The 14,965-nt window shown below is 42.4% G+C and carries 12 protein-coding genes; all 12 read right to left on the bottom strand.

The features are described from left to right. Positions 1 to 5 precede the first annotated feature (5 nt). Positions 6 to 1,034 carry a flagellar motor switch protein FliM gene (fliM, locus tag H5181_RS14845; RefSeq protein ID WP_011636663.1) on the bottom strand — a complete coding sequence of 343 codons (1,029 nt, stop codon included), beginning with the start codon at positions 1,032 to 1,034 and terminating at the stop codon, positions 6 to 8. 29 nt (positions 1,035 to 1,063) lie between these two features. After that, complete coding sequence (gene fliL, locus H5181_RS14850; RefSeq protein WP_102035827.1) at positions 1,064 to 1,585, bottom strand: flagellar basal body-associated protein FliL; 522 nt, start codon at positions 1,583 to 1,585, stop codon at positions 1,064 to 1,066. A gap of 93 nt (positions 1,586 to 1,678) precedes the next feature. Continuing rightward, positions 1,679 to 3,166, bottom strand: coding sequence for a flagellar hook-length control protein FliK (locus H5181_RS14855; protein WP_182751406.1), 1,488 nt, complete (start codon positions 3,164 to 3,166; stop codon positions 1,679 to 1,681). Positions 3,167 to 3,470: 304 nt separating this feature from the next. Continuing rightward, on the bottom strand, positions 3,471 to 3,917 hold the full coding sequence (fliJ, locus tag H5181_RS14860; protein ID WP_182751407.1) for a flagellar export protein FliJ: 447 nt from the start codon (positions 3,915 to 3,917) through the stop codon (positions 3,471 to 3,473). Between the two features lie 5 nt (positions 3,918 to 3,922). Next, positions 3,923 to 5,263 (bottom strand): flagellar protein export ATPase FliI, encoded by a 1,341-nt coding sequence (gene fliI / locus H5181_RS14865; protein ID WP_182751408.1) that lies wholly within the window; start codon positions 5,261 to 5,263, stop codon positions 3,923 to 3,925. After that, on the bottom strand, positions 5,244 to 6,437 hold the full coding sequence (fliH, locus tag H5181_RS14870; protein ID WP_182751409.1) for a flagellar assembly protein FliH: 1,194 nt from the start codon (positions 6,435 to 6,437) through the stop codon (positions 5,244 to 5,246). Before fliH ends, fliI begins: the two co-directional genes overlap by 20 nt. 154 nt (positions 6,438 to 6,591) lie before the next feature. Then, positions 6,592 to 7,647, bottom strand: coding sequence for a flagellar motor switch protein FliG (fliG, locus tag H5181_RS14875; RefSeq protein ID WP_011636657.1), 1,056 nt, complete (start codon positions 7,645 to 7,647; stop codon positions 6,592 to 6,594). Further along, positions 7,640 to 9,322, bottom strand: a complete 1,683-nt coding sequence (gene fliF / locus H5181_RS14880) for a flagellar basal-body MS-ring/collar protein FliF (protein ID WP_165871043.1) — start codon at positions 9,320 to 9,322, stop codon at positions 7,640 to 7,642. The genes fliG and fliF overlap by 8 nt, the downstream gene beginning before the upstream one ends. A 72-nt stretch (positions 9,323 to 9,394) precedes the next feature. Next, entirely contained in the window at positions 9,395 to 9,736 is a 342-nt protein-coding gene (gene fliE, locus H5181_RS14885) for a flagellar hook-basal body complex protein FliE (protein ID WP_011636655.1), read from the bottom strand. A gap of 249 nt (positions 9,737 to 9,985) precedes the next feature. Continuing rightward, complete coding sequence (locus H5181_RS14890; protein ID WP_182751410.1) at positions 9,986 to 11,335, bottom strand: sigma-54 dependent transcriptional regulator; 1,350 nt, start codon at positions 11,333 to 11,335, stop codon at positions 9,986 to 9,988. Next, complete coding sequence (locus tag H5181_RS14895) at positions 11,328 to 12,545, bottom strand: PAS domain-containing sensor histidine kinase (RefSeq protein ID WP_259397057.1); 1,218 nt, start codon at positions 12,543 to 12,545, stop codon at positions 11,328 to 11,330. The genes H5181_RS14890 and H5181_RS14895 overlap by 8 nt, the downstream gene beginning before the upstream one ends. 369 nt (positions 12,546 to 12,914) lie before the next feature. Further along, on the bottom strand, positions 12,915 to 14,345 hold the full coding sequence (locus H5181_RS14900; protein WP_182751411.1) for a sigma-54 dependent transcriptional regulator: 1,431 nt from the start codon (positions 14,343 to 14,345) through the stop codon (positions 12,915 to 12,917). Positions 14,346 to 14,965 lie beyond the last annotated feature (620 nt).

The raw sequence follows: 14,965 nt of genomic DNA on the forward strand, positions 1-14,965 counted from the left end.
TCACCTTATAAATCTGAAATATCACGCGACTTGCCTTTGCGAGTCACTAATTGCATCTCTGTTTTAACCGTTTCTGGCCGCGGAATCTTCTCACTGATTTTTAATGCTAAATTATCGCGCGATTTACCCATTTTACAACGATAAGTCGGTAAACCTTCAATTCGCATCATAATGTGTTCTGGTAAATCTATCGGAATAATATCCCCTGCTTTAAACCCCATAACATCACGTAATGTCACTTCATGTTCAACAACATTGACATCAAAACCGACCTGCACATCCATGATTTCATCACGTAATGCTTGCGACCAGCGCATATCCGTATCTTGTTTATCACTTTGAACACCGGCATCGAGTAATTCACGAATAGGCTCAATCATCGAATACGGCATGGTAATGTGGAAATCACCGCCGCCACCATCAACTTCGATATGGAACGAATTAATCACTACCACTTCGGTCGGGCTGACAATATTCGCCATTGCAGGATTCACTTCAGAGTCGAGGTACTCAAACTCCACATCCATTACCGGTGCCCATGCTTCTTTATAATCTTCAAAAATAATTTTAAGCAACAACTGCACAATACGGCGCTCTGTTGGTGTAAATTCACGGCCTTCAATTTTGGCATGAAACCGGCCATCACCACCAAAGAAATTGTCTACCAGAATAAAGACTAATCGTGCTTCCATGGTGATTAATGCAGTGCCTTTAAGTGGGCTAAAACGCACCATATTTAAACTGGTTGGCACAAATAAAGTATGCACATACTCGCCAAACTTCAGCATTTGTACGCCATTGATCGACACTTCGGCTGCGCGGCGCATCATGTTAAACATACTGATGCGTAAATGCCGTGCAAATCGCTCATTTACGATTTCAAGCGTGGGCATACGGCCACGCACAATTCTGTCTTGAGAAGAGAAATCATAAGAACGCGCATCAGCGCTGTCCTCTTCTATCTCATCATCATCAACATCATCAACACCATGCAATAGCGCATCAATTTCATCTTGGCTTAATAAATCACTCACATCATCGCCTTAGCAGTTAATGCTTTTGGTTATTGCATTACAAAGCCAGTAAACAGGACTTTTTCAACAACTTTCTTGCCTGTTATTGGTTGCAGCGTATTTTGAACATTGAGTAACGCTAACTGACGTAACTCATCTTTACCGGCTTGGGTACTGAGTTTTTGTACGTCTGCAGCACTAAAAGTAGTTAATAATGCATCTTCAATCAATGGAATATGTTTTTGTGTCAATACACTATCATCACCACGCACCATTAATTGAACTTTAATTTCAACCAGTCTAGCTCGGTCAACGCCGGGCAAATTAAATAGGAAAGGTCTCGGCATACCGACATAATTAGCTTCTTCCATCGACATAGGTTTGGCATCTGTAGATGTCTCTGTTTCTGTCTGAGAGTCAGTATTTTCAGGTTCATCAGAGCCCATAAAAAACCACACGCCTCCCCCAATAAGCAAAGCCAACACCAAACCAATACCACCAAAGATGACTAATTTTTTGCTTTTCTTACCGCCTTCAGAGGCTTCATTCAATTCTAATTCTTGTTCAGGCATTCTGGTTCCTAATCAACATTGTGATTAACATTAAAACGTAGCTAAGTAGCCAGCTCTTATTGAAAAGTCATATTATTGCTATAGGTTACCTGCTTAAGCATAATAATCTATAGCTGAATGTAAACTCCTTGATGGATTTGTCATCAAGCTGACCTCTTGTGCTGAAATTTCGTCCAACTGACTGTCTCCCCCACCTTGATTAGATGATTGTTCATGCGGTTGTTCACTACCACCGTCACCTTGGGACACTTGGCTGTCTGTCAGTTGTAATCCTTCTTGAGCCAGCATATCGCGTAATCGAGGCATCGCTTGTTCAACGATATCGCGGGTTTGCGACTGCGCTACATGAAACTGTACCTGAGTTTGATCACCTTGAATCTGAATTTTAACCGTTAAATGTCCAAGTTCTGGCGGATCAAGACGAATTTCAGCTTGTTGGATACCATTACTGACCATGGTTATTAACTGCTGTTTCATTACGGGAGAAAAACGCTGGATCATCTCTTGCATCTGAGCACCAGGTTCTCCTTGTGGTCTTAACGATAGCTGAAATTGCGGAACATCACTTTTATGAACCGAGGCAAAGCTACTCTGATTTTGTAACGCCTTACTGTCAGTGTCACTGAATTCGGCCAGAGTATCTAATCCAAAACTAGTTTGATTTACAGAGGTTGAGGCTTCACCGGAGGCGCGTTTTGTCGCTAAGGAATCTAAGACCACCGAAAAGTCAGCTTTTGCTAGCACTTTGGCATTATCAGTGTCTAATTGGATATTGCCATCAATACGAGTTTTGTCGCCTAAAATGGTCTCAGGATCAATTGTCATCGCCGATGTAGCTGCTGTTAACGCTGCCGAACTGCTAACGCCAGAATGTAAAGCTACAGTTTGATCGACTTTAGCGGTTGCTGAATTCTGGTTTGCTGCACTTATTTGACCCTGAACAACAACACTTGTGGCAACTGATTTATCAAGTTGGCTCAGCTCTTCACTATCAGGCGATTCATCACTGCTAGTCATAACCTGTGCTTGTAAATTGAAGTCACTAAGTAATGTGCTTAAATCTTGATTATCTAGAGCGTGTAAATCTTGTGCAGATAAATCGGCAAATGCCATTAAGTTGTCGAGGTCTTCAGGACTAAGCTGAGAAAGAACATCTTTAATAGAAGAAACATCAGCGTCAAGCTCAAGAAGATCTACATCTACGGTATTACTTTTTGGTTCTGTGGAAACTGCTGCGTCAAAATAAACGTCAGATGTATCGACATGCGGCAATTCATTTCCGCCAGAGGAATGACGTTTATTAAATGAATCGGCCATATTAAGTTGAGCAAAAATCAATTCCGCATCTGCATTTTCTTCGGTAGACAACTCGTTTGCTAACGCAACACTGTTTTTGTCCACTTCAGCATCCATTGACACCTGCGCTGTATTACCACTGCGTCGTATAACAAGATCGGATTCACTCGCCTGATTGAAAGCAGATAAGAATGATGTATTTTCAACATCTTGTACATTTCCCTTCGTACTCACATCGGCAGATTTACTGCTATTGCCAAGTAAGATATTGCTCATCTGCTGCATAATCTGCTCCACTCAATCAAACAAGGTTAAGTTATTGGTCGTCTAATAAATAGCTCTATATTTAAACCTTATGCGTCATATAACGGTTTATTTCGCTATATCAATAAGGTCATTGTGAAAACCTCATAAAGAGTTATTCACTGTCGCTTCGCTGACGATTTTTATTTCAATCATTGTTATTAAGCAATTTAAATGCCAATACACATTGGCTGAATAACATTTCAGTGATTAAACATACAAAAAGAGTAACGAAAAAGTTAAGCGTAAACGATATTAGGATTAGAGAGTCATTTGACTGGTAGGACTATTTAAGATTTCGACGAAAATATTGCTGCATAGCAAATTCATCCGACATTTTTTGTTCGCGTTTAGCTTCTATTACCCTCGCTTTAGTTGCTTTTTGGCTTAATAACATTTCTACCGCTTTGCGTTTTTGTTGTTTTTCTTGCCAATGAACTTGACGATAGCCCACTTGTTTTTCGGCATCTTTAACAGCGGCAACTTGCTGGGTGATTGCACTATCGACTTGGCGAATAAATTGATGAAATTGATGATACTGATTGGCACGTAATGTAGTACCAGTATGCCCTTCCATCTGCTTCATATAATCTAAACGATAGTTATTTAGTGCATCCAACTGGCCCTGGCGTTTTTGTTTTTCAAATTGCGCAGACTTAAGCTGTAATGCCGCTTGATCTTCTGCGGCGGTGGCTAACTTCAAAACCGTCAATAGTGGGTCAGTTCGAGTCATTGATATTATCCCTGACACTGTGCGGCAATTTGAGTCAACATGACTCGGCTTTCTTCAAACGTCATCGGCTCTTTAAACCCCTGCCGCAAAAAAGCATTCATTGCAGGTTGTAAACGTATGGCATTATCAATTCTAGGATCGCTGCCTTGCGAGTACGCGCCAATTGAAATCAGATCGCGATTTTGTTGATACAGCGAATACATCTGTTTAACTTTACGCATCGCTTCTAAGTGTTCTTCACTAATCACCATCGGCGCGACACGGCTAATCGATGCTTCCACATCAATAGCGGGATAATGGCCCGAATCAGCAAGCTGACGAGATAATACAATGTGGCCATCTAGAATCGCTCGAGAAGCATCGGCGATAGGGTCTTGTTGGTCGTCACCTTCGGTTAATACCGTATAAAAAGCGGTAATTGAACCTTGTCCGGCACCGCCGTTACCCGCTCGCTCAACCAGACGCGGTAATTTAGCGAATACCGAAGGTGGATAGCCTTTGGTGGCAGGTGGCTCGCCTACAGCAAGAGCGACTTCTCGTTGTGCTTGTGCGTAACGCGTTAAACTGTCCATCAGCAATAGTACATCGTAACCTAAATCTCTAAAATACTCAGCGATACGAGTGGACGTTTCACAGGCTCGTAAGCGCATTAACGGAGAAGTATCCGCAGGTGCAGCCACAACGACTGAGCGCGCACGACCTTCTTTACCTAAGATTTCCTCAATAAACTCTTTAACTTCACGGCCACGTTCGCCCACTAACCCCACCACAATAATGTCGGCTTTCGATCCTCGTGTCATCATGCCAAGCAGCACACTTTTACCCACACCGGAACCAGCAAACAAGCCCATTCGCTGCCCTTTACCAACCGTTAACATCGAGTTGATAGCACGAACGCCAACATCTAACGGTTCAGTAATCGCTCGTCGAGATAATGGATTAATATAAGGACCATGACGTGATGCATGTTGATCTGTATTAAGCGGGCCTAAACCATCTAACGGCACGCCGCTACCGTCTAATACTCTGCCTAATAATGACAACCCTACATTTAAGCCTGATTGCTCGCCTAAAGGTTGTACACGAGCGCCAGGCAATACGCCTCTAAGCTCTTCAATAGGCATTAAATACAGTAACTTGTCATCAAAACCGACAACCTCAGCAACCAACTCACCAACCATGGTTTCAATAGAGCATAAACTACCAACCGGCGCGCGGCACCCAGTCGCTTCAAGCGTTAGACCAACAACCCTAACTAACTGGCCGCTTGCAACAGGTCGCAGCGGTAACACGTGCTTATGATGTACCGCAAATTTGTTCAGTAGTTTATGTTGACGAGTGCTCATCGGTATTTCCTTGAGATAGGTCTTTCGTCTGTTGCTGAGCATCAGCCACTTTATCAGCTATTGAGATGTCAGCTTGTGCACTTATATCGAGAGGCGTGCTTGTATCGAGAGTTACACCGCCATCAGAATCAACAACATCAGAGTCTTCAGCATCGATTGACGCTGCCGAAGAAGTATCAATTTGTTGAACTAACGGTTCTGCAACCTTATCAGCGCCCATCTCTGCGCCAGACTCTTCAACATCACCTTGGCCAATCTCGTCCCTATCGGTGTTTTCTGTGCTATCGGTTCTACCTGCAAGCTCAGCGGCTTGCTGATGTTCACTCAAATTATCGACAGATGTGGTTTGATATTGTGGATGAGTTGATTTTTGCTGCTGGACATTTTTTGCTAACTGATTCGATTGAGCGTCTAACTCACTGAACACTTGGCTAATACGCTGTTCTACCCGTAAATCGACAGCAGAACGAACACTTTCAATCATACAGTCACCATTAGCTAACGTCGGATCAATATCGATTTGCCACTGATTTTTTTGCAATTGTTCGGCACTGTAACATTGGTTTACGAGTTCAGCGTCAGCCTGATTAAAGCGTAATTTAACCAACTGTTCTTTTAATGGAAGTGCGTCAACGCCTTGACGTAGCGCCGATAATATATGCTCTGGATGAGTCTTAAGCTCATGGCCGATAACCGATTTGGCTAAACTGATTGTCATGGCCAACAATTCCGCTTCAATTTCATTATCTAAAATGGATAATGGCAACTCGAATTGGGAAATAATGTGGTTAAGTTGTGCTATAAGCTCATTGGCTTTAATTTGCCCAGCTTCTAATCCTTGTTGCTCGCCTTGAGTAAAACCTTGTTGATGACCTTGCTCCAGTCCTTCTAAACGCCCTTGCTCTAATCCTTGTTGATGACCTTCTTGCTTACCCTGTTCAAATCCTTCTTGCTCAGCTGCAGCGCGGATGTCTTCAATTTGCGCCATAGTCGGTGGCGCCATAGACTTCTCGGCCCCAGTAACAGGAGTAGGCGTGTGGGCTTCAGAAAACTGACCGAACAAATTTGAAGGTTCTAGGCTACTATCTTTGGTAATATCAGGTAATTGCCAATGACTAAATTCATACTCGCTATCCGTATTGAGTACATCTTTAGGCGATTTTGATTCAGGCATAATTCATCACTTGTGTTGTTAAAAACATTGGCTCAAAACAAAAATAATAACCGTAGTAACGGTATTAGGTGTACGACCTAATAATACAGATAGCTGACGGATATCCAAATAGAAATACCCGCCATTACTGTCACATTAATGAATATGGGAGTGGTTACAAGAACTCGTCACCACCACCGCCGCCTAGCATAATCTCACCGCTGTCACTGAGTCGACGGGCAATAGACAGAATTTCTTTTTGTGCGACTTCAACTTCGCTAATACGTATTGGTCCCATGGCTTCTAGGTCGTCACGAAGCAATTCTGCTGCACGTTTAGACATATTACCCAGAATTTTCTCTTTCAAGGCTTCATCAGCCCCTTTGAGTGCTTTCATCAGTACATCTTGCTGCACTTCTCGTAACAAGGCCTGAATGCCACGGTCGTCAACATCAATGAGGTTTTCAAACACAAACATCATGTCTTGAATTTGTTGCGCCATTTCTTCATCTGACTCACGCATGGTTTCCATGATTTGACTCTCAACACCAGTGTCGAGGTAGTTCATGATATTAGCAGCCGCTTTTAGGCCGCCCATTTTAGCCGCTTGCGCACCGCCTTGACCGGCAAATTGTTTTTCCATAATGTCGTTTAATTCTTGCAATGCCGCTGGCTGAACTTCTTCAAGGTTGGCAATACGCATCATCAAATCTAAACGGGTATTTTCAGGAAATTGACTAAAAATCTCAGCAGCTTGATCGGGTTCTAAATACGACAATACAATAGTTTGAATCTGCGGATGTTCATTTTGAATAATGGTGGCCACTTGACGCGCATCCATCCATTTTAATGAATCAAGACCTTTTGCTCCGCTGCCCATGATAATTTGTTCAATCAAATTACCGGCTTTATCTTCACCCAATGCTGCAGTTAACGCTTTACGAACGAATTCTTCGCTGTTAAAACCAATAGAAGAGAACTTTTGAATATCGTCTAAAAATAGTTGGTGAACACCAATGACCTTTTCTTGACCAAAGTCTTCCATGGCTGCCATCGCCATACCCACTTTTTGCACTTGCTTAGGCTCTAAGTGTTTTAAAATTGACGCCGCATCCGCTTCACTCAAGCTAAGCAGTAAAATTGCAGTCTTTTCAACACCTGTCACTAAATCGGGATCAAATCCTGTTGCTTTCTCAGCTTTAGCTGCTTTATCTTTTTTTTCATTAGCCATTGTCTTGTAACCAGTTTTTAATCACTTGAGTGGAAAGTTCAGGCTCATTTGCCACTAACGCTCTAATTGCTTTAATCATATCATCATCTTTATGCAAATTAGGTATTTGAATTGACCCGTCATCGGCATAACTGTATTCCGCCTCTTTGGTATTAAGCATACCTAAGGTATCTGCAGCATATTGATCTTCAATTTCAGCTAACTCATGTCCAGGACGAATATCGTCAGGCATGTTGATTCCATTGGGATTGGTTAGCTTCTTAAGCATAGGTCTCACTACGGCTAGAATGAGCACTAAAATAACAATTGCGCCTAATGCCAATTTAATCGCACGCCAAAACCAAGGCTCCTCCCACATATCTGGCTCAGGTAACGCTTCAATTAACTGATCCATAAACGGAACGGTTACCACTTCCAGCGCATCACCACGCTGAGTACTAAAACCTACCGCGCCTTCTAATAAACGACGAATATTAGTTAACTCTTGTTCTGTTCTCGGTACCCGAGCAACCACACCATTTTCATCTACTTGGCCGGGTTTAAAGTTAATCGCAACTGACACGCTTACACGACGAACCACCCCAATTTGTTGACGAGTATGGCTGATGGTAGTGTCTAATTCATAATTACGCGTGGCTTCTTTTGAAGAGTCACCAGACATGGTTGAAGCTGTCGCTTCACCTGCCACTTGCGGAATATCAGATTCCATTGGTGGTTGATTACTTAGCGCACCAGGAATACCGCCAGAGTTTTGACCAGACGAATTTCTCTCAATGATCATTTCACTACGAATCGCCGGCAAATCAGGTGAGAAACGCTTTGCAGTTTGCTCTACTGCGGTAAAGTTCATATTCACATCGACTTGAGAAGTAAAATTCTCAGGGCCTAAAATTGGCATCAAGATTGACTCGATTTTCTTACGGTATTCAGCCTCTTGCTGTTGTACGAGCTCTTGCTCACGACGTGCTCTAGAGGACGCACCATCTTGACTACCTGAATTGAGTAAGCGCCCATTTGAATCAGTTACCGTCACACGAGCAGGTTCAAGCCCTTGAACTGCTGAGCCTACGATATCAACAATGGCATCAATCTCTTCTTGGCCCAAACCACCACGACGTACATTGACTACTACTGTGGCACTGGGTTTAGATGCATTACGGGCAAAAACATTTTCTTTAGGTAACGCTAATATCACTTTCGCACGACTAATGCTTTTTAACTCTTCAATGGCTCTGGCTAGGTTTTGTTCTTGGCTTTGTTTTAAGCGCGCTTGTTCCATACGCTGACTGACACCAAAACCACTATCTTGGTTTAAGTAATCATTTGCTTGAGTACTACTTTGAACACCTGCACGGCTGAGCAGTAATTTCACTTCTTGATATTTGTCTTCAGGCACTTTTACCACGTCGACGTTTATTTGATAATCGATTTGGTTTTTATCAAGCACATCTAAGACTAGGATCATCTCAGCTGTTTCCATTTTCCCAAGCGGGCGATAATCAGGCTCTTGGGCCCACATCATCACAAAAACAGCCAAAGCAAGGCATATCGCTAGTGCCAGAATCATGATGATTTGACGCATCATATCTGCACCACCAACGCCGCCGCCAAGAAGTCCTGACTTGTTCTCTTGTTGGACACCGCCATCGGCTGTTGAATCCGAACCTACCATAATGTCTGTGCTCACAATGCGTACCTGCTATATCTGATGTTGTTATGTTATTTAGTGCTCAAAAACAGTCTGCGACTAAACAGGCATACTCATAATTTCTTTATAAGCATCGACAAGCTTATTACGTACTTGCACTGTGGCCTCAAAGGCAACCCCAGCTTTCTCACGCGCAATAACGGTATCAGACAAGGTCACGGTGGTGTCGCCCATGTCTAATCGAGTCGCTAAATTTGCCGATGATTGTTGTAGCTCATTGACGCTTCCCACAGCTTGAGACAGTAACTGACTAAAATCAGCACCGGTGGTGTTATTCACTTGCTGGGTAAGGTTGGGACGAATAGATGAACCAATAGAAGGGGCTATTTCGCCGCGAAGCGATTGCATTTCTTGCATTAATGGATTTGCGCTAATCTGCATGATGTAACTCCCTTTCGTCGACTTTTTGACGACAACAATAACTGATAAGGAGTTAAAGCAATTTAGGTGCCAGTATTACAATTTGTAGATAATTAGTAGATAACAGGGGAAATAACATAAGCAAAAGTAACCTCTCCATTAACTGAAACTGGTTACCTTTTGCGTATTCACGTAGGTTAACAATAAAAAACAGACTTGATTAGACTATTAAATCATAACGTTAACTAACGATTGTTGACGGCATTTACGTTAAGCAGGTAATTGAATGCCCATATCACGCATTTTGGCCATTTTATAGCGTAGCGTACGGGCGCTTATACCAAGTTTTTCAGCGACCATTTTCCGACTGCCCTGACATTGATTTAGAGTTTCTAAAATAATGACATGTTCCTGGGCTTTTAGTTCGTCACCTAAACCATCAACTTCGGCTGACTTATCCGCATCAACATATTCTGTTGAAACCAAATTCACATCGGCAGAATCTAAAATAATGTCATTGACACCAATATCATCATTAACCCGTAATATTAGCGCTCGTTGAATAACATTATCTAACTCGCGCACGTTACCAGGCCATCGATGAGTCAATAAACGCCGAGTGGCAGCATCATCAAGCTTAGGCACAGAAGCCATATTAAATGCTTTAGCATGTTTAATCAGCAAATGCCGTGCAAGCGGTAATATATCAGCAGGACGCTGATGCAGCGCTGGCCACGTTAACGGAAACACATTAATTCGGTAGTATAAATCTTCCCTAAACTCACCAGAGGTCGCCATCGCTTTTAAATCTCTGTTTGAAGTTGCCAACACTCGCACATCAAGTTTAATGGTTTTACGGCCACCTAAACGCTCTACTTCGCGCTCTTGTAATACCCTGAGCAATTTAGCTTGTAAGCCAAGTTCCATCTCAGATATTTCATCAAGTAATATCGTGCCGCCTTGGGCTTGTTCAAACTTGCCTGGGCAGGCTTGATAAGCGCCAGTAAATGCACCTTTCTCGTAACCAAATAAAGTGGCTTCTAACATGTTTTCAGGGATTGCAGCGCAGTTAATCGCAATAAATGGTTGGTCATGGCGTTGACTATGTTGGTGAATATAGCGCGCTAACACTTCTTTACCTGAGCCACTAGGACCCATAATCATTACCGATGCATCAGATACTGCTACCCGCTGAGCCAGCGACAACAGCGCTAGACTTTTCTCATCTGCGACCACGGGTTTATCATGATTTTGTTTTAAAGGTAAATAGCGTGACACCTGATTCAATAACACTTCAGGCGCAAACGGTTTAGCAAGATAATCCACCGCGCCTAATTTCATCGCACTCACGGCACTGTTAATAGTGGCATAAGCGGTCATTAACAATACTGGCAATTTAGGTTGGTTTTGTTGTAAATAGCTTAACAAGCCCATGCCACCAATACCGTCCATTTGTACATCGCTAATCACCAAATCAAATTGGTTGGCTTTTAGGGCCAAAATGGCCTCTTCAGCGCTACCTACATCGACACAGTCATAATGGGCAAGCATGAGAGTATCAAGCAATGCCTCCCGTAAATCGGCATCATCTTCAACTAATAGAATATTTGCTTCAGCCACGCTTCACCTCCTGATCACTTGCTTTGTTCATGTGTGGAAAGCTCAACCTAATATGGCAACCCATACCCGGCTTGCACGATAACTGAATTTGTCCACCATGGTTGCGCACGACCGACTGCACAACCGCTAAGCCCAAACCAGTACCTTGGCTTTTAGTGGTAAAAAAGGGTTCAAGAATTTGTTGTTGCATTGACGGCTCGAGCCCTTTGCCATTGTCGATGACATCTAACAATAGCCCATCTGGTGTTTCGCTGGCACTGACTTTTATTTTTGTTGCGCCTGCTTCAAGGCTATTCATCACTAGATTATTCACCGCAGAACTGAGAGCATTCGCATTGGCAAGCATCAATGAATGTGAAGTATCTTCCACAACAAGCTGGCAGTGTTTTTTATCTGCTATCGGTTCGCAACTGGCCATTACTTGGCTAATGATTTCATCCATTGAGACTGATTCTGCCATCCCATCCTGACGCCCTCTTGCCATTAACAACATGTCATTAACTTGACGTTCAAGCTCATTAAGCCGGTCGACCAATTTAGATTGAAACTTAGACCTAGCAGAATCAGATAATTTAGGACTAGCAAGATTAGAGGCATACAGCAAAGCTGCAGACAATGGGGTGCGCACCTGATGTGCTAATGTCGCCACCATTTTGCCTAATGCCGATAAACGTTGTAAATGAGACAAGTTTTTCTGCAATAAACGCGTTTCAGTGAGATCGGTTAACACAATCAACTGCCCAGGTTCAGGCGCTAATGGCGTAATAGCCAATTTTACTCGTCGACCATTTTTAAGCGACACTTCATGGCCGTCATCATCTTGTGGGGCAAAAGCGCGATGAATAATATCAAACCAACGAGCCCCCTGCAGAGGTCGTCCTAATAGTTCGGTTGCAACTGGATTGGCTAACGTAACCACACCGTCACCATCAAGGATCACCACACCAGATGGCATGGCTTGAAGAATATGCGCCATTTGATTTGACATATTGGCGGCCTTACTAGAATAAGTACTGATAACGGGAGTGGCAGAATTAGTGGCTAAGTTAGTTGCTATGTTGGCAGCTAAGTTCACATTACGCTGCTGAACTGAATTAATCCCAATAGCTGGCGATTCCGCCTCTGTATCAGTTGTAGTGATAGACGAAGCTGACGCAGGTAACTCATAGTCTGAATGATCTGTATGTGTTAACGCTCGTGCTAAATACATGGTCGCTCCGTCAAAAAAATAACATTTGACTAGCTGAATGCATTTACTGTGCCAAGCAATTTCTTATAGTAATAGAAGCATCGGCAGACCGTGTTTTAAGCCAATGATAAAACAACATACCTATGAGTTTAGTTCATTGGCCTTACCACATCTTGCAAAACCAATATTCGGCCAGCATGCAATAAAACGACTTAATCGCAATACTATCTAGCAGTAACAATATATTACTTCTCAAGTTAAAAATATTTGCTGTGCCGAGCTATTATCTCAAGCACTAGAAACATGAAATCATTAGTTTTTAGTTACTGATAAAACGAAAAAACACACCTGAAGGTGTGTTTTTATAAAATCCAAAATTCAGATAATGGTCTAGTCTTTACTCAAACCATATTTACGCATTTTTTCGACTAATGTTGTACGACGAATACCCAACATTTCAGCAGCTCTTGCTACAACACTATCTTGCTGCTCAAGTGCTTGACGGATCATGTCAATTTCTAATTCAGCGAGTAAATCTTTTAAATTAACCCCTTCTGGCGGCAATTCACTAGGGAAACGCGTTTCTGGTATTTCTACAGGCTCTTCATCACTGAATATTGAAGCTAAAGCATCGCGCTCTAATTGTTCTTCACTGATTTCAACGCAATATTCAGGTACCTCTATATAACGGTACTTATGCGGTAAATCATTAACGTCGACTAATCCACCAGGGAATAAGATGGTTAAACGTTCAACTAAGTTTGATAACTCTCGCACATTACCAGACCAAGGGTGTTCTTTTAACGATTCAATCGCACGTTGAGTGAAACGAACCTTACCGCGGCCTTCATTAAATACTCGGCTAACTAATTCGTGCAATAGTAGCGGCACATCGTCACGACGCTCACTTAATCCTGGCATCTCAATTGGGAACACATTGAGTCGATAATATAAATCTTCTCGAAATGAGTTATCTACAATCATGGTTTCAAGATCGCGATGCGTTGCGGCAACGATACGCACATCGGTAGCAATTGTTTTGCTGCCACCAACACGTTCAAATACCTTTTCTTGCAACACACGTAACAACTTAACTTGCATTTGCAGCGGCATATCGCCAATTTCATCTAAAAATAGCGTGCCACCTTCTGCCAATTCAAAACGGCCTTTACGAGATGATATCGCCCCAGTGAAAGAGCCTTTTTCATGGCCAAACAATTCACTTTCAAGTAATTCAGCAGGTATAGCGCCACAATTAACCGGAATAAACGGTCCATCACGTCGTTCAGATAAATAATGAATATTACGCGCTACAACTTCTTTACCGGTCCCAGATTGACCCAATACTAATACTGTCGCATCAGAGCTTGATACTTGGTTAATCAAATGGCGGACTTTAGCAATGCCTTCACTGCGCCCGACTAAGCTTCGGAATAGTTTGGTTTGGTTGCCACTGGTTAAAGTGTGTTCTCGCTTGGCTTGGCCAAAAACTTGGCAAAAATGCAGCAGTTCAGTCAATTGCGGGTAATTTATCGGCTCTTCAATTGTTCCGAGCATGTTGGATAAATTGATATCGGTATCGCCTAATAACAACATTGGTTGCCAAGGCACTATAGCAGCTATGTTTTTGATACTCTCGACGCTAATGTTTTCATCAACAATGACAACAGCGCGATACCGAGATTGCTCGATCAGGGCTAAAAAAGATTCATTAGAGACAATTTCGCACTGCTCGCCTAGGAATTCGAAAATGCAGCACAAACGAGTCACGCGCTCTGATGGGGTACCGACAATTAAAATTTTTTGTTCTATTTGCATCATTCAGAAGGCCAAAAGCTCTTGTTATAGGTATTGATTCGGGATGATTATGCCGCATATCGCCACATAAACCTAAGTACATTGCCGTCATAAAAACTAACAGCACAGCCATTATTCTAGCATTATTCCTAAAACAGGATCGTTAATCCGCTAAATACAGTGAAGAAAAACGAACTCAATGGTAAATAACCTCAGCTAGGGATAATAAATGGTTATCAAACAGCCCTTTGTCTCGCTAACTGTGTTGCATTGACTTGCAATAGGCTAGCTATTGGCGCCGCTAGTAATAAGAGACTGCGCCTTGTTAGCAAAACAAATGACAAGTTTGATATGAAATAGGCCGCATGTTGTCATTTTGCCTTACATAACCCACATCTTAACCCGAGTTGAGGTTAAATATTGTATTATCAGCCCACTATAAGCAAGCATCAGTTACATTTTATCTACAACAGATAGCATTTTATGTTAAAAATGATGGTTTTTCATTCAAAAAATCTAATGGAGCAAGTTTTGTTTTGTTGGTGAGGTTAGATATCGACTTGACCAGGTCAACTCTCAAGAAACTCTCTCACGGAAAATAGATGATGCTAATAAATTAGGTAAATTAGGTAAATTAGGTAAAT

This window comes from Shewanella sp. SG44-2, assembly GCF_014164215.1.
GTDB lineage: Bacteria > Pseudomonadota > Gammaproteobacteria > Enterobacterales > Shewanellaceae > Shewanella > Shewanella frigidimarina.

Bases quoted from the DNA above. Each gene is read 5' to 3' on its own strand.
- fliL (WP_102035827.1), bottom strand. From the start codon at position 1,585: ATGCCTGAACAAGAATTAGAATTGAATGAAGCCTCTGAAGGCGGTAAG.
- H5181_RS14855 (WP_182751406.1), bottom strand. From the start codon at position 3,166: ATGCAGCAGATGAGCAATATCTTACTTGGCAATAGCAGTAAATCTGCC.
- fliJ (WP_182751407.1), bottom strand. From the start codon at position 3,917: ATGACTCGAACTGACCCACTATTGACGGTTTTGAAGTTAGCCACCGCC.
- fliI (WP_182751408.1), bottom strand. From the start codon at position 5,263: ATGAGCACTCGTCAACATAAACTACTGAACAAATTTGCGGTACATCAT.
- fliH (WP_182751409.1), bottom strand. From the start codon at position 6,437: ATGCCTGAATCAAAATCGCCTAAAGATGTACTCAATACGGATAGCGAG.
- fliG (WP_011636657.1), bottom strand. From the start codon at position 7,647: ATGGCTAATGAAAAAAAAGATAAAGCAGCTAAAGCTGAGAAAGCAACA.
- fliE (WP_011636655.1), bottom strand. From the start codon at position 9,736: ATGCAGATTAGCGCAAATCCATTAATGCAAGAAATGCAATCGCTTCGC.
- H5181_RS14895 (WP_259397057.1), bottom strand. From the start codon at position 12,545: ATGTATTTAGCACGAGCGTTAACACATACAGATCATTCAGACTATGAG.
- H5181_RS14900 (WP_182751411.1), bottom strand. From the start codon at position 14,345: ATGATGCAAATAGAACAAAAAATTTTAATTGTCGGTACCCCATCAGAG.